Raw genomic sequence first — 16,631 nt, forward strand, 5'->3', positions numbered from 1 at the left:
TTCCTCTCTCACTTGGATCGCCTTACATCAGCAATAGATTTCCTCTCCTCCGGCCGGGTCCCAGGGATATCCTGTCTGCCGGGCAGCCTCTGATGCCACATCAATATCAATTTGGTCGGCCACCATCCAAAGTGTCATATCCAGGCCCGCCGCTGTACTGCTGCAGGAATAATATTTTCCGTCAGCCACCACTCTGGCCCCCTCGATCCTCTCGATCCCTGCTGTAAACATCCTGTTCCAGTTTTTATCAAGAGGACAGTCAGCCAGTTTCCGTCTGTACAAAAGTCCTGTCTGTGCCAAAATAGCAGAGCCGCTGCCCACCATCAGGCAGGTATCCGCATTTTCTGCTGCCCGTTTCACCAGATTCAGGGTCCTCTCATCCTGCCAGAGCAGGCGCCGCGCCCCTTTGCCTCCCGGGATCAGCAGAACCCCCTCTGTCTCCTCGGGGATCAGAAAATCAGTCCATATTTTTGCTCCCTGTACACTGTTAATGATATCCCCCGATACGGAGAGATAACGGATATGGAAATATTTTTGCAGTTTTCCCAGTATCTCCGCAGGCCCGAATACATCCATCCCCTCAAAATCGTCAAACAGTACCATATTCACATCCATCTTCGCACCCGCTCTCCTCTGCACATTCTATATGATTTACATTTGCCAGATCCAGTGTTCTGGTACACACCTGGCCTGCCAGCGCCATGTTATGTGTCACAGCCAGCAGACCTATCTTTCTCTTTTCCACCTCTCGGAGCATCAGATTCCATATCTGTGCCTGTGTAATGACATCCAGCATGGTGCTCATCTCATCAGCCAGCAAAAAATGTGTTCCCTCGAACAGAGAACGTGCCACACAGAACCGCTGCAGCTCTCCCCCTGACAGCTCCCTCGGATACCGGTCCAGCCATTCCTTCTCGATCCCCAGAGCGTCCAGGACCTCCTCGCGGTACATACCTGACTCCTCCAGGACCTTCTTCATTTTCCAACGGGGATTGATGGCCTTCTCCGGATGCTGGTAGATCAACTGGACCGGACAAACACCTTTTTTATCCAGCGGTTTTTTATCCAGCAGAATTTCGCCTTCACAGGGTTCCAGATATCCCCCCAGCAGCTTAACCAGGGTGCTTTTGCCATAACCGCTGGGCCCCACCAGACCCACACGCTCCCCTTCCTCTATGGTGAAATTTACATTTTTCAGTATCCACGGCCCATTGGCGTAGCGAAACCCCAGATTCTTTGCTTCAAGTCGCATGTATACACCTCACATATCCTCCCCTGACTTCACGCATGGGTATATTATTTTCACACTCTTTTGTTTTATATGGACATCTTGGGAAAAACAAGCATCCTTTGGGCAGGTACTTAGCATAGGGCTGAAAGCCCGGTATAGGCCGGAAGCCATTCTGGGGCAATGCCTGCCACAGCGCCTTGGAATAGGGATGACGCAGTTCCTCCATACCTTTTCTGAAGTCCTCCGCCTTTGCCATCTCCACGGTAGTACCTGCATAGAATACAGCGATCCGGTCTGCAATATGAAATGCCAGATCAATGTCATGGGTAATGAGCACCACTGCTTTCCCCTCATCTGCCAGTTCCCGGAATATCTTAAGCGCCTCCAAAGCCATCTCCAGATCTAATCCCGGTGTGGGTTCATCCGCTATGATCAGGGATGTATTGCTGATAACGGCTGTTGATACCAGTACTCTTCTCGCCATACCTCCCGATATCTGAAACGGATAATATCTTTCAATTTTTTCATCCAGATGAAATCTTTTAAATATCTCTTTCTGTGATTTTTGTTTTTCTTTCTTGGGGTCACATCCAGTCACCTGTTTTCCCACCCTCATCAGAGGGTCCAGATAGGCTACGGACTGGGGCACAAGAGCAATCTCCGTTCCTCTGAGTCTCTCTTTTTTCTTCTGGTCAAGTGCCTCTCCCTTAAAGATGACCTTTCCCGTAACTTTAGCATTTTCCGGCAAGATTCCCATCACTGCGTGGGCTAAAAGACTCTTGCCGGAACCGCTGGATCCCGCGATTGCCACAATTTCCCCCGGTCTTACGTCCAGACTCAGATCAGATATGACTTTCAGATCATATTGTTCCAGCCCCTTGTCATACATATGGAATGTCACAGACAGGTCTTCCACTTTCAGAACCGGCTCTTTTTCTATTTGTTCCTTTTTCATGTTACACTCCTATTCATGTGCGCTGTATGGATCTAATATTTTCTTCATATTTTCTCCCAGACGGTCAAAAAGCAGTACGATGATCACAAGCATGAGACCCGGAAAAAATGCAAGCCACCACATACCGGATGACAAGTATTTCATGGATTCCGAAAGGATAATACCGATAGCGGGCTGTTCCGGTGACAGACCGAATCCCAGAAAGGTAAGTCCCGATTCATGCATAATGGCATGGGGAAATAGAAGTATCAGCCCGATAATAAACTGTGGTACCATGTGGGGCAGAATATGGTGCACCGTGATCCACCAACTGGAATGCCCCAGCTTTTTGGACACTCCTATGTATTGCTGGGAACGTATCTGGAGCACCTCGCTCCTTATGATACGGGCAAGCCCGGTCCAGTGGGTGACGGCCACACCGATCAACACACCTTTCAGACCTTTTCCACAGGCAAAAGAAATGAGGATCAGCAGGACCGTGTGAGGTATCCCCATCACCAAGTCGATCAGCCAGTTGATAAAATGATCCAGCCAGGAACGCCCGGTTGCCGCTGCCACTCCCACGAACAGGGCGATCACCGCACTGACGCTGGAAGCGATCATACCCACGGAAATACTGACAGAAAGCCCTTTGATGGTACGCACCAGCATATCCCTCCCAAGAAGGTCTGTTCCGAAGGGATGTTCCAGAGATGGTTTCAGGGCTTTCTTGGAAAAATCCGCCTGGATCAGATCATCACTTAAAAAAGCCCCTGACAGATATACCCCCAAAATCACCATTAAGATCAGGGCTGCAAAAATAATTGTTTTGGTCCTCCGGTTCACCCCAATCCTTCTGCCTTGTCTGCCGGATGCCGCCGCAGTCATATTACTCATTTTAAGTACCCCTCCCTTATCTGTGGGTCCACAACCCCGTATATTATATTTGCCAGCATATTCCCGATAAAGACAAACAGCGCGGAGAACAAAGTGATCCCCAAAAGCAATGGTACATCGGACCCCATGCCTGCTGCTGATGCCGCAGCTCCAAGGCCCGGATAAGAAAATACATTTTCCGCCAGCACAGAACCGCCGAACAGTTCACTGAAAGATCCGAACTGCATGGTCACAGCGGGCAGCATAATATTACGGATCCCATGTCTTTTCAGGATACTCCATCCAGATTCTCCCCTTGCTTTTGCAAACAGTACATATTCACTTTCCAGCACATCCACCAGCTTTTCTCTTGTATGGAGCGCTACATTTGCAAAGGAAAGAAAGCTTAATGTCAGAGCCGGCAGTATCAGATGGTGAATCCTCTGCAATATGGTCACCTGGTCCGTGGGCACACCTTTCGGCACACTCATTCCCATTGGGAACCACCCCAGCTTTACGGAAAATATCATAAGGAATACAATTCCGATCCAGAACGTGGGAATAGAGCACATGATAAGACAGACCTTTTTCAGGACTTTATCCGGCCCTTTTCCATGAAACGCCCCCATCACACAGCCCACCATAAATCCAATGATTCCGGAAAACAGCCATGCCGCTGCCATGAGTGCCAGGGAAGTGATAAATTTCTCTTTCATGATATCCAGCACAGGTCTTCGGTAAATCAAAGACACGCCAAAATCCCCGTGAAGGACTGACTTTGCCCATGCGAAAAAACGCTCCACAGGCGGGTCATTGAGTCCCCAGTATTCCGCTATCTTAGCTCTCTGTTCCATACTTACATTTGGCACTGCCCCCACATACTGCTGCACCGGGTCCACCGGAGACATGCTGACTAAAATAAAACTTATGATACTGACTGCGATCAGAAGCGTTACCATGCGGAGCAGATATCTCCCCGTAATTTTCAGATAATACTTATTTTTCATTCTGTCTCTCCATTCGATTTTCTCTTGTGACCTTCCTCCTGAAACACGAACAGCCCCGAACGCAAAATCTATAGTACAGGTTTTACGTCCGGAGCAAAATTCCCTGCTCTCTTTTAATTCCAGGTCCACTCTGCAAGATTGGCAACCAGAGGCCATGCTGCGCCGTGGGCATGAATCCTCTGTTTTCCTATATCCAATCCGTCTTTCACATAATAAAGATGGGACATATTCACATAGAATGCCCAGGGTGCTTCCCCTCTCATGGAAGTACCTGTCTCCCCATCCCACTGAGCCTTCTGCCACCACTGGTAAGAATCTTCTATGTTAATGGAGTTCATGGCCTGATCCAAGTATTCATCCGTCTTTTCACTGGTATAAAACTCAGGATTATAAAAATCGGTCTTACCTGCATTGCTGCTGTGATACAACATGTAGGAGGTCATGGGACTATCAGAACCCCATCCCATTATCATGGGTTCCGAGAACATTCTCTTTACTGTATCGTCTGCACTGACACCTTCCACGGTAATGTCAAATCCCATATTTTCCTTTGCCTGGTTTGCTACGGACATGGCAACCGCCTGACGCATGGAGTCTCCTGCAAAATACATTAAGTTAAAAGCCAGCTTTGTGCCGTCTTTTTCCCGGATCCCGTCTCCATCCTCATCTTTCCATCCCGCTTCATCCAAAAGCTGCTTTGCCTGATCCACATCGGTATCAATAACTGTTTCTTCATTCCACCAGGGCATACCATCGCATTCGGTATAGGCCGGTTTCGCAAAACCGTTCAGCGCTTCTGTAATGATTTTTTCCCTGTCAATGCCGTAAGCCAAAGCCTTTCTGACATTGACATCTGAGGTAATGTTGTTTCCGATCTTGTAGCCGTCCTCTGTTGTTTTTCCTTCGTCAGGAACTGTGGGCAAAGTGATACCTCTGTTATCTACAGACTCCACTTCCTCCACATGCATGCCCTCGATCTCATTGGTGGCAATCGTGGCGGAAGTCAGCGCAATATCCACATCCCCGGCTTTGGCGGATACGAATCTGGCATCCTCCTCCTGGATCAAAAATACTGCCTTCTTGATGGCAGGCTGTTCTCCGTAATAGTTCTCGTTGGCTTCCATGATGAACTGCTGCCCTTTGTCCCACTGGGTCAGCTTGTATGGGCCGGAACCGATGGTTTCTTCTGCGGACAGCCCGAATTTGTCGCTGTAGGATTTCTCAGGGACAATCCCAATCTGGGCTATGGTATAGATAAAAGTCACGCAAGGTTTGTTCAGCTTAAATTCCACGGTAGTGTCATCCTTTGCCGTACAGCTCTCCAGCATGGTAAGATCCATGTAGGTTGCCTTCTCTTTTGTCGTGTTGAAGGTGAACGCCACATCTGATGCCTTCAGCGGTTCTTTGTTTGAGAACACCACATCATCCCTGACTTTGAAAGTCCATGTCAGGGCATCTTCACTTACATGGTACTCCGTTGCCAGATCGTTCTCCAGCTTATCATCCCCGTTTACTTTCACTAAAGAGGAATACAGCGGGGAACCTGTATAACCAAACCCCGTACATGGGTCCCAACTATCTGCATCGTTGGAAAATCCGATAGTAACTTCATCCTTCCCCCCAGTCTCCTCCTGCGGTTCTTCTGCTGCGTCCGCTTTAGAGGATGTATCCTCTTTCTGCTCTGTTTCTTTTGCTGAGTCGGTACCGGAATCCCCCGCGTTTCCACAGCCTGCCAGCATGGACATAGTCATTGCCAGACAGCAGAGGACTGCTGCAATCTTTCTCTTCATACGTTCTGCTCCTTTTCCTGTTAGATATCTTTTGTCTGTCCGGAAATATTCCCCTTCCTCCGGGCTGTCATGAATGGAGTATAGCAGAGGGAAAAATGGCCCGCAAGCCGCCCCCGGGGTTTTAAAAGAAAGGTTTTTCAAAAGAAAAAAAGCCCGTAACCGGCGGTATTTATGCCAATTACAGACTTTAGTCCCTTCTGTTTTAACCCCATCCCGGGGTTCAGTCTTCGCCCTGGGCCAGCTCTTTATAATAGCAGCCAACATGACGCTGGCAGTGTCTGCATCCCCCTACACAGGTAAACAGACTGTCCTCACATGCGGATACCCCTGCCCCCTTCAGTCCAAGACAGAGGTCCCATGCCTGCTGGATGGCTGCCTCCTCCCCATGGAGCACAAAAGTCCGGGTTCCGTCACCGGTACCGAATCCGCTGCCGGCTATCACCACTGCCTCCACCCCGAAGAGGATCTCAAATGCTTTCAGTTCCGTGATGACAGGGCCATAAATATTGTACAGTCCGATGGCTGCCCCCATGGATAGATCAATACCTGCTCTGCCGCTGTGGGCCTGGGCAGCCCCCAAATCAGGGATCAATTTATTGATGCCCGCCAGGATCAGCATGGGAACCCCCTGCATATACGCACTGTGAAGCGCGTATCCCCTGCTGCCTCCCCCAAGAGCCGCAAAAGCCAGTGCTGCTCTTCCCATGGGGTCAATGGCATTTGCCCCCACAATAACCAAGTCTTTGTCATTCAGGGTTTCTGCCACCTTCTGGATACTGCTGTCCACATTCTGTCCTTTCCCCTGATCCACCAGCAGATTATGGGGAGCCTTAGCCTTTTTCAGGGCAGTTCTGGCACCGCTGGCATCAATTCTGCCTGATATGCGGAGAGGCCCCAGACCCAGCTCCTCCGAGAGAGCCGACACGGTAGTTCCGCCGCATAAAAGAATTTTATGTTTCTCTAAGCGCCCCTGTATCTCCGGCATCCTCACTGCCGCTTTTGCGATCAGACGCTTTCCTTCATTTCCGGTCAATGTAACCTGTACTTTTTTCGCCATTCTTATCCTCCCAACTAACTGCGCGGACCTGCTGAAGTATTTTCTCCCGGCATGGTCTACATATTTCTTGTTCTGGGGTCCAGGTAATCGCGCAGCGCGTCTCCGATCAAATTCACCGCCACCACGGTAACGGTAATGGCCAGACCCGGAATCAAAGCCAGATAGGAAGCTGTCCACACATAATTTCTCGCAGCGCTTAACATGGCCCCCCACTCAGGTGTAGGCGGCTGTGCTCCCAGCCCCAGAAAACTCAGTGTAGCGGCAAGCAGAATAGAGGAACCGATTCTGAGCGTAGCCTGAATAATAATAGGTCCGATGGAATTTGGCAGGAGATGCCGGAAAATGATCCGCAGATCCCCTGCCCCCGCTGAACGCACAGCCTCCACAAAACAGCTCTCCCGAAGCGACATGAACTGTGCTCTCACAAGACGCGCGAACACTGGTATGGAGCTGATGCCAACTGCCACCATGGGTGTATATATTCCGGGTTCCATTACCATGACAATAGCCATCGCCAGCAAAACACTGGGGAACGCCAGCAGTATATCACAGACTGTCATGAGTATCTGATCTAAAAGGCCGCCGTAAAATCCGGCAAAGGCTCCCAGCAAAAGTCCCCCCGTAAGTCCCAAGATCACTGATATAAATCCTGCCAGAAGGGAATAATGTGCTCCTGTTACAATCCTGCTGAACACATCACGCCCAAAGTCATCCGTGCCGAACCAGTGCTCCCGGGAAGGGGGCATAAGTTTGATGGCGGTATTCTGCTCATAAGGAGACTGTACCAGAAAAGGCCCTGCAATACTCACAACGATCAGGAGCAGAAGAATGCACAACCCCACAACCGCACTGGGGTTTCTCAATATCTTACGAAATGTACTCACATCCATCCCTCCCTTCTAAGAATACCTGATACGGGGATCCAGCAGTGCATATACCAAATCCGTGATCAGATTAATGATTGTAAAAGTAGCCGCAAGAATCAAAATACCGCCCTGCACGATCTGCAGATCTCTGGTATTTAGCGCATCCACTATCATCCTGCCGATTCCCGGCCAGGAAAATACAGTTTCGGTCACCACCTGTCCTCCAAGCAGTACACCAAACTGAAGGCCAATGATAGTGACCACAGGCACAGCCGCATTTCTCAGTGCATGGACCCATATGATCTTCCCGCTTTTTACACCTTTTCCCTTAGCTGTCCTGATATAGTCCTGCCCTAAAACCTCCAGCATACTTGTCCTGGTAAGTCTGGCTATATTGGCAGCCACACCCAGGCCCAGAGTCAGTGACGGCAGGACAAAGCTGGAAATCCCTTCTCTTCCATAGAAAGGGAACCAGTTATGGTTGACTGAAAATTCTATGATCAAAAGCAGCGCCAGCCAGAAAGAGGGCATGGATACGCCCAAAAAGGCCGCCACCATGGCAATGGTATCCCCCGGCTTCCCCCTGTGAATGGCCGCAAAAATACCGATGGGAACGCCAAGCAGCACTGCCACGATCATACTGCATACCGCAAGCTGAAGGGTTGCCGGCCAAGCGGACTTCAGGATTTCCATGACCGGCTTGTTGGTCCTGTAGGAATATCCCAGATCACCGTGGAGCAGATTTCCCATGTAGCTGACATACTGCTTTCCCAAGGGCTGGTCCAGTTCCATGGCACGCCGCAGGTTATCCACATCCTCCACGGTTGCCTGGGGCCCTGCCAGGGCCTCCGCGGTATCTCCCGGAATGGCATGGAGGAGCAGAAAGGCGCAAGTGGCTGCCCCTATCAACACAATGCATGTAAAAATAATTTTCTTTATTATATATTTCAGCAAACAACCGCCTCCTTGGCTTTTATGGCCTGCGGATTTCCGCAGGCCGGTACTCTACTGCTTTGTGACTTTTTCCAGCATAATATGTTCTGTGGGCAGCATCTCAATCCCCGCTATATTGCTGCGGTAGGATAACGCCTGTTTTGGATAATACAAGAATGTCCAGGCAGCGTCCTCCATGATGGTCTTCTCCGCTTTTGCATACATCTTTCTGCGGGCAGTTTCATCCACTTCAGTTTTGGCTGAATCCAAAAGCGTATCCACTTCCGGGTTATTATAAAAAGCTCTGTTGGAGTTTGGGGGGAACTGCGTGGAGTGGAATACAGGATATAATCCCTGGTCAGCATCCCCTGTGGACGGACTCCATCCCAGCAGGACCATATCAAATTCCCCATTCTTCACTTCAGACATCAGGGCCTGGAATTCCCATTGACGGATATTCACATGGATCCCGGCCTTCTCCCACTGTGCCTGCAGATTCTCGCTTACCTGTGTGTCCATAAGATAACGTCCCACAGGCGTCCACAATTCCAGTTCAATCCCATCCGGATATCCGGCTTCTGCCAGCAGCTCTTTGGCCTTTTCCACATCACACTCGTACTTCATACTGGAATCATATCCCCATGTATAAGGAGAGATGGGGGAGTCTGAAACAGTAGCCATGCCGCCCAGGATATCTTTGACGATCACATCTTTATCCACCGCGTAATTCATGGCCTGACGTACTTTTTCATCCCTAAGGACCCCTTTGCTGTTATTGAGAGCAACATACATGGTCATGACCGTATCACCCTTCTGGATCGTTACATTCGGGTCGCTTTCCAGCCTGTCTGTCTCAGTTACCGGAAGTCTGAGGGCAACATCCGCCTGGCCTGACTGGAGCAGAAGCGCTCTGGTGGCATCTTCGGGAACCACTCTGAAATATACCTTCTCTACAGCCGGGGCCCCCTTGAAATAATCCACGTTTCGCTCCAGGACAAGTTCTTCCCCTGTCTTCCACTCCACAAATTGAAAGGCACCTGTTCCGACCGGATGTGTGGAGATTTCTTCCCCATACTCTTCCAGAGACTTAGGGCTGATAATAGCTGCGACCGGGTGGCACAACTGCTGCAGCAAAGCGCCGCAGGGCACGTCGGTTGATATATTTACCGTGTTTTCATCCACAGCCTCTATCTTCGTGATAGCAGCCAGTACAGACCTCCTGGGCGAACCAAGGTTTTCGTCCAGCACCCTCTCAAAGGAAGTCTTTACCGCTTCCGCGTTAAAATCTGTTCCGTCATGGAATTTTACACCTTCTTCCAGTTTAAAGGTCCAGGTCAGCTGGTCCTCTGAGATAGACCACTCCTTTGCCAGATCCGGCTCTATCTCCATATTTTCATTAAAGCGCACCAAATTGTTGAAGATATTTTTATTAAAGATCTCTGTTGCGGAATCCGTACAGAAATGAGGGTCAAAAGTGGACGCATCACTTCCCGTCAGGACGATCAGTTCGTCTGCCACCTGCCCTGTCCGGGCATCCGTCTGGTCTGAATTTTGTGTCTGTTCCGAATTTTGTGTCTGTTCCTGAGTCTGCTCTTTCTTATTCCCGGAATCTCCTCCGCAGGCCGATAATGCCAGCACTAAAATACCGGATAAAATCATTGAATACATTTTTCTCTTCATCAGCTAAACCCTCCTCTGCCTTTACGGCCTTCCGTCTAAGAGAAATGTCTGCACACACTGATGCATCTTCTCCTCCGCGTTTTTCCATACACTTCTCTTTCTCTCCGCATCTTTTTTTACTGACTGGCCCTGTTCTTTCTGCAGTTCCAACATTCTGTACACCTGGGAAGGTGCGGCTGCCCCCTGACAGTCCCTTCTTTCCACTGCAATCCTGAAATCCTTTGCATTGTCTACCTGCTCTTTTGTAAGAGGGAGGCCGGTGCTGCAGATCTCATGGCACCAGTGATCCAGCAATTCCCAGGTCAGTGCATCCTGGCCTTTTCCTCCGCGGAAAAGCTCACTGACCGCCCCTCCCACCACTCTGTGTGCTTGTCTGAAAGACAGCTTTCCTTCCAACACCAGGCTGTCTGCCAATTCCGTGGCATTTGAGAAACCTTTATACAAAATTTCTTCCATGACATCCTTGTTGAATTTTAGGGATTTAACATATTCTCCGCTGATCCTGCACATGCCTTTGGCTGTCTCCACACACTCCAGTACATCTGTCCAGGCTGCCGTCATATCCCTGCTGGCCTGAAATTCCACGGAACAGGCAGAACAAATTCCGGCATACCGCCCTGACATAAGCCTGGCCTGGGAACGCACGGTTGCACAGATGACAGGATTCCGCTTCTGGGGCATAATACTGCTTGAATCGATCAGATCATCGGACAGGTCAGCAAAACCCGCTTCATTGGAACACCAGTTGATAATATCCTCCGCAAGTCTTGCCAGTGTGACCAGGACCGAGATGCCGATGCCCGCTGCTTCCATCATATAATCTGCGCTGGCCACCGCATCTCCCGTGTGCTCCCACACTGTCTCAAATCCCAGCAATTCTTTCGTCCGTTCCCGGTCTATGTTATATTCGGTCCCGGACATGGCAGCAGCGCCCAGAGGATTTTTGTTAAAGCGGTCAATACACTGCAGTATCCTCTCCGCATCTCTCAAAAGAGGAGCCGCGATCCCCGACAGATAGAATCCCATATTGACAGGCTGTGCCTGCTGCCCATAGGTATAGCCCGGAAAAATGTAGTCCACGGTTTCCTCTGCACGCTTGTGGAGGACTTCAACATGCTCCAGAATGGCATCTGCCAGAAACAGTAGTTTTTCCCGCAGCTCGATTCTCCACATGGCTGCCTCCACATCATTGCGGCTTCTGGCAACCGGCAGAAAACTGCACACATCCTCCCCGGCCTCCACAGTGATCAGATGTTCCAGATTGATGTACAGGTCCTCCAGTGACGGGTCCAGCTTTGGAATCCGTTCCCCCCATCCTTCCATCACAGACAACAGCCTGCGGGCTGCCTCCTTTGGAATAATGCTCTGCTCTTTCAGCATGATAACATGGGCTTTCATGACACGGACCAAATAGGGAAACGAAGTATCGGATTCCATCATTTTCGGCCCATAATAATATTTCAGGACCACCGGATTGATATTTCCCTGTATCTGTTCAAAAAATCCTCCCTTTTTCTCTTTGTTCTCCATTTCTCCTCCTATATTTGCCTTTTTAAAATATCTGTAATTCTGTGGGTATTTTCCATATTGCTGCTTTTTAAAACCGTATCAGCTATTTCCCTTGCTACGTGTTCCCCCACTATGCCCCCTGTCAGGTCCATAAATTTTCCGGTAATGTCTTCTTTTGACAGAGGGTTGAACATGGACCCTTTGGGTGCGGTCACGGTTTCTGCGTCACTGCTGCCATCTTTCCAATGAACCGTGACCTTTGCGGCACTGCGCTTTTCATTTCGCCTCAGCCGGTTCATGGCTTCACTTTCCGCAACCACTACTTTACCGGCAGTTTCCAGGATCCTGCTGTCTCTTAAACGTTCCTCCGTATAGTCCCCGGCCTGCCCCCTGCAGCCCATCAGACCCAGCGCTACTCCGTACGGAATACTGATCTGTGCGGACACGATAGAATCCTGCCGGTAATTACTGCCTGCCATCTCTATGGCTGACCGGTTCACTTCTGCCCGCACGGTACAGATATCTTCCGGCTCTCTGAATCCATGTCTTCTGTAGATCTCATAGGCCGCAGTATAAGGGGAATGTACGGATTTGCAGGACGCAAACCATTTAAACTCTACCTCCTCAATAGCTGTTTTTTCTTTTACGGCATCCAGCACGCCGAGACAATACCGGCTGCTCATCATGCGGTAGATCCCACCGTCCGCAGCTTCCAGTACATGGCGGGGTCCTGTGATCCCGTGTTTTGCCAGATAAGCGCTTAATATCCCGTCCCTGGCTGCCAGTCCCGGATGGATACGTTTTGTCATGGCCCCGTCTGCGGCAAAAGCCCAGCTTCCCCCTGTTCTGCTCCCCGCAATTCCCAGCGCATTTGTCATCTGCTGCTCATCCAGTCCCAGGAGCATTCCGGCGGCTGCTGCAGCACCAAACGAGCCGCAGGTTGCAGTTCCGTGCCAGCCCCTTTCCCTGTGTTCCAAAAAATCCATCCCCTCCGCGATCCTGACGGATACCTCCACTCCTGTAATGACCGCCCCAAGAAGCTGCCTCCATGTGGAACCGCAGCGCTGCGCAACTGCCATGGCGGCAGGCACACATACGGCCCCTGTATGTAATATGGCATAGTGGACATCATCCAGTTCCCTGATATGACATAACGCACCGTTTACCATGGCCGCCATATCCTCGGTCAGCAAGTTTTGTGTCCCCCACACCGGAATATCACCGCAGTATTTAAGGTCTGCGGCTGCCTGTATCAGATTCCTTCCTTCCCGTGTACGGCTGCCGTAGATCCCGCACCCGATTTCGTCTAAAATGCACATTCTGGCTGCCTGTTCTGCTTTTGGAGACAGCAGCGTCTCCTGATGTTCAAACAGATATTTAACCAGCCTTTCTATTCCCGTTCTTTCTTTCATCTGCTAAAGCGGAAAGTGACATGCCACGATCCTGTCTCCTATCTGCCCGTACGGCGGTTCTTTTTCCCTGCAAATCGGTTTGCAGTATCTGCATCTGGTGTGGAAATAACACCCAGTCGGCGGGTTGGATGCAGAAGGGATATCACCCTCAAGTATGATCCTCTGCTTTTCAAAATCAGGGTCCGGTATGGGATTGGCGGACAGCAAGGCCTGCGTATAAGGATGTGCCGGTTTCTCAAACAACTGCTCTGCGTTGACGATCTCCGCCATCTTTCCCAGATACATGACTCCGACCCGGTCTGAAATATGCTTTACTACACTTAATCCGTGGGCAATGAAGATATATGTCAGGCCCAGCTCTTTCTGCAAATCATCCAAAAGGTTCAAGATCTGGGACTGCACGGACACATCCAGAGCTGACACAGGCTCATCGCATATGACCAGTTTGGGATTTAAGATCAGTGCTCTGGCTATCCCGATCCGCTGTCTCTGGCCACCTGAGAATTCATGAGGATAACGGTGATAGTAATCCGGCTGCAATCCCACTCTCTCCAGCATTTTCTTCACCTTTTCCCGTCTCTCATCTCTGGAGCCGATACAATGGATGAGAAGGGGTTCCTCAATTATACTGCCTATGGTCATTCTGGGGTCCAGAGAAGCAAAAGGATCCTGGAATATCATCTGTATCTCTCTCCTGACCTTTTTCATCTCACTTTTTGACATCTGAAACAAATCTTTTCCTTCAAACAGAACCTCCCCCTGCGTGGGCTTTGTCAGGCAGTTTATCACCCTCCCCGCAGTGGTCTTGCCGCACCCGCTCTCCCCTACCAGTCCAAAGGTCTCCCCCCTGTATACGGTAAAAGAGATTCCGCTTAGCGCATGTACTGTTTTTTTCCCTTTGCTGCCTTTACTGACAAAATCCTTTCCGAGATTTTTCACTTCCAGCAATGGTACTTTCTTATTACCTTCTCCCATTGCACGTATCCTCCTTATCTGTACCCAGAGGAAAATGGCATGTCACTCTGGTTGTCCCGATCATTTGTTCCGACGGTTCCCGGCAGGTGCATATTTCCTTTGCGTAAGGGCATCTGGGATGAAAGCGGCACCCTTTTGCAAACTTGTCCGGGGATGGCACCATACCTTTGATCACTTCCAGTTTCTGTCTGCTGTCCATTCTGGGAATACACTTTAAAAGGCCAAGTGTATAAGGATGCCTGGGATTTTTAAATATTTCCCTGACCTCTGCCTCCTCCACAACTCTTCCCCCATACATGACAATGACCCGCTGTGCCATCTCCGCCACAACTCCCAAGTCATGGGTAATAAAAAGAATTGTCATATCCAGCTCTTCTTTCAGCTTCTTCATCAGGTCCAGTATCTGGGCCTGTATGGTCACATCCAGGGCAGTTGTGGGTTCGTCCGCGATCAAAAGTTTAGGCTCACAGCTTAAGCCCATGGCGATCATGACTCTCTGTCTCATCCCCCCTGACAGCTGGTGCGGATATTCCCGCATACGTGACCCGGGATCTGAAATCCCTACCAGATCCAGCATGTGGACCGCCTTTTTTTCGGCCTCTTTTTTATTGAGCTTCTGGTGGATCCGAAGTGTTTCCATCAACTGATCTCCAATGGAAAATACAGGGTTCAAAGAAGTCATAGGCTCCTGATAGATCATGGAGATGACATTCCCCCTTATGCCGCACATCTCGCTTTCCGGCTTTTTCAGAATGTCCTCCCCCTCAAATAATATCTGGCCGCCGACGTATCTTCCAGGGGGCGTGGGCACAAGCTGCATGATGGACAGAGAGGTCACACTTTTACCGCTTCCCGATTCCCCTACAATACACAGTGTCTCTCCTTTGTTGATATGAAAACTCACCCCGTCAACTGCCGGTATTGTCTTATCCGGGGTAAAGAAATACGTTTTCAAATCTTTCACTTCCAATAGTTTTTCCAAAATCACACCTCCTGGTCATGCCATGAAATCAGTAAATTACAAATTTTTTATAATTTTTCTAAATAACTGCCTTCAATTATATCGAATTGTTTTCATCAAATGTTCTTTTAACTTGCTTTGTTAAGACATTAAATTTGCTGTTTTTTAATCTGTACCGCTTTTTCTTTAAAAACCCTTGTTTTTCAACGTATAAATTCATCCTGTCTCCATTTCCGGATTTTCCGTATTGCAGAATCTTGCTTATTTCCGTTTGAAATATGTGTTATTTTGCGATATCGCAATGGAATTATTTACCTATTTTCCATATTTCTACATCTATTGACAAAAGAAACGGCCTGGGATATACTTTTCAAAAAGTAATGTAAAGTATGGGGAAAAGGGGGAAAAACAGATATGGAAATACGCTTTTTTACAAAAGAAATGTGGCAGGAAAGTCCGTTTCACTTTCATGACCAGATGGAAATACTGCTCATCATGTCAGAAGGCGAAAGTTTCTATATCCGTGACAAAATATATCCCATTTCCAGAGGCAGTATCTTCATTCTAAACAGCAGCGACCTGCACAGAAGTGTACCGAAGCCGCGCTCGATCTATCAGTATTATTCCATTCGTTTTTATCAGGAGGAAGTGGAGGGAATCTCTACAGAAGAATTTGACCTGCTGAAATGCTTCAGAAATCATAATCAGTTCAATCATATGAACAAGCTCAATATTGACCAGATAGACCATTTGCTGAAACTGATCAATAAAATTGAATACTATCTGGCCTCGGACTGCTCTGCCTTTGGCAGAGACATTTTTGCCAGAACTCTGCTGGCAGAAGTATTGGTCTATATAAACTTTCTCTACGATACCCCGCTTATTAAGCAGGTACCCAGTGAAGAACAGATATCCGCTTATTATCCTGTCATTGACTATATAAATGAACATATAACCGAAAAAATAAGCCTGGACTGTCTTGCCCGGAATTTCTATGTGAGCAAATATTATTTAAGCCACCGTTTTAAAGATCTGACAGGAATGACCATCACAGACTATATTATCAAACGACGTCTTACCCTGGCAAAATCCTATCTCAGACAGGGTCTTTCCGTTATGCTGGCCGGTGAGCGCGCCGGTTTTAACAGCAATAATCATTTTATACATACCTTCACCAAGACAGTGGGTATGTCCCCCAAACAATATGCCAGACAGTATTTGCGGCTGGACAGCTATGTATCACCTACTCCGCCGAAGCGGGATATTTTCACCCGCTGAAAAGCGTGCTGCCAAACTCCAAAATGGGACATAATCACGTGTGGTATATAAGTACATTATCATAAATCAATCAGACGATCTGCCAAACTCCAAAATATGTATTGACAAAAATATGGATATGG

The 16,631-nt window shown here is 49.0% G+C and carries 15 protein-coding genes; 1 reads left to right on the forward strand and 14 read right to left on the reverse strand.

The window, feature by feature from the left end; translation table 11 throughout:
• Positions 1-27: 27 nt before the first annotated feature.
• From CI595_RS02020 to CI595_RS02085, 14 genes are all read right to left on the reverse strand, one after another.
• The gene (locus CI595_RS02020) at positions 28-615 is read right to left on the reverse strand and encodes a DJ-1/PfpI family protein (protein ID WP_095171188.1); all 588 of its coding nucleotides are present in this window, start codon (positions 613-615) and stop codon (positions 28-30) included.
• On the reverse strand, positions 590-1,252 hold the full coding sequence (locus tag CI595_RS02025) for an ABC transporter ATP-binding protein (protein ID WP_095171190.1): 663 nt from the start codon (positions 1,250-1,252) through the stop codon (positions 590-592). The genes CI595_RS02020 and CI595_RS02025 overlap by 26 nt, the downstream gene beginning before the upstream one ends.
• Entirely contained in the window at positions 1,242-2,186 is a 945-nt protein-coding gene (locus CI595_RS02030; protein WP_187143988.1) for an ABC transporter ATP-binding protein, read from the reverse strand. The genes CI595_RS02025 and CI595_RS02030 overlap by 11 nt, the downstream gene beginning before the upstream one ends.
• A 9-nt stretch (positions 2,187-2,195) precedes the next feature.
• Positions 2,196-3,062: an ABC transporter permease gene (locus CI595_RS02035; protein ID WP_095171193.1), complete on the reverse strand. Its 867-nt coding sequence runs from the start codon at positions 3,060-3,062 to the stop codon at positions 2,196-2,198.
• Positions 3,059-4,048, reverse strand: coding sequence for an ABC transporter permease (locus CI595_RS02040; RefSeq protein WP_095171195.1), 990 nt, complete (start codon positions 4,046-4,048; stop codon positions 3,059-3,061). The genes CI595_RS02035 and CI595_RS02040 overlap by 4 nt, the downstream gene beginning before the upstream one ends.
• Positions 4,049-4,161: 113 nt before the next feature.
• The gene (locus CI595_RS02045) at positions 4,162-5,838 is read right to left on the reverse strand and encodes an ABC transporter substrate-binding protein (protein ID WP_095172342.1); all 1,677 of its coding nucleotides are present in this window, start codon (positions 5,836-5,838) and stop codon (positions 4,162-4,164) included.
• A 220-nt stretch (positions 5,839-6,058) separates the two neighbouring features.
• Positions 6,059-6,895, reverse strand: coding sequence for a hypothetical protein (locus tag CI595_RS02050; RefSeq protein ID WP_095171197.1), 837 nt, complete (start codon positions 6,893-6,895; stop codon positions 6,059-6,061).
• 56 nt (positions 6,896-6,951) lie between these two features.
• A complete protein-coding gene (locus CI595_RS02055) occupies positions 6,952-7,785 on the reverse strand; it encodes an ABC transporter permease (protein WP_242987070.1) in 834 nt (277 codons plus the stop codon).
• Between the two features lie 9 nt (positions 7,786-7,794).
• On the reverse strand, positions 7,795-8,715 hold the full coding sequence (locus CI595_RS02060) for an ABC transporter permease (RefSeq protein WP_095171199.1): 921 nt from the start codon (positions 8,713-8,715) through the stop codon (positions 7,795-7,797).
• Between the two features lie 51 nt (positions 8,716-8,766).
• Positions 8,767-10,374, reverse strand: coding sequence for a glutathione ABC transporter substrate-binding protein (locus CI595_RS02065; protein WP_095171202.1), 1,608 nt, complete (start codon positions 10,372-10,374; stop codon positions 8,767-8,769).
• Positions 10,375-10,395: 21 nt separating this feature from the next.
• Complete coding sequence (gene argH / locus CI595_RS02070) at positions 10,396-11,904, reverse strand: argininosuccinate lyase (RefSeq protein ID WP_095171204.1); 1,509 nt, start codon at positions 11,902-11,904, stop codon at positions 10,396-10,398.
• Between the two features lie 8 nt (positions 11,905-11,912).
• Complete coding sequence (locus CI595_RS02075) at positions 11,913-13,295, reverse strand: MmgE/PrpD family protein (protein WP_095171207.1); 1,383 nt, start codon at positions 13,293-13,295, stop codon at positions 11,913-11,915.
• Positions 13,296-13,298: 3 nt separating this feature from the next.
• Complete coding sequence (locus CI595_RS02080; RefSeq protein WP_095171209.1) at positions 13,299-14,270, reverse strand: ABC transporter ATP-binding protein; 972 nt, start codon at positions 14,268-14,270, stop codon at positions 13,299-13,301.
• Entirely contained in the window at positions 14,257-15,252 is a 996-nt protein-coding gene (locus CI595_RS02085; protein ID WP_095171211.1) for an ABC transporter ATP-binding protein, read from the reverse strand. The genes CI595_RS02080 and CI595_RS02085 overlap by 14 nt, the downstream gene beginning before the upstream one ends.
• 393 nt (positions 15,253-15,645) lie before the next feature.
• Here CI595_RS02085 and CI595_RS02090 point away from each other — a divergent pair, with 393 nt between their 5' ends.
• The gene (locus tag CI595_RS02090) at positions 15,646-16,509 is read left to right on the forward strand and encodes a helix-turn-helix transcriptional regulator (protein WP_095171214.1); all 864 of its coding nucleotides are present in this window, start codon (positions 15,646-15,648) and stop codon (positions 16,507-16,509) included.
• Positions 16,510-16,631: the final 122 nt, after the last annotated feature.

This window comes from Blautia hominis (assembly GCA_002270465.1).
In the GTDB taxonomy this organism is placed as follows: domain Bacteria; phylum Bacillota; class Clostridia; order Lachnospirales; family Lachnospiraceae; genus Blautia; species Blautia hominis.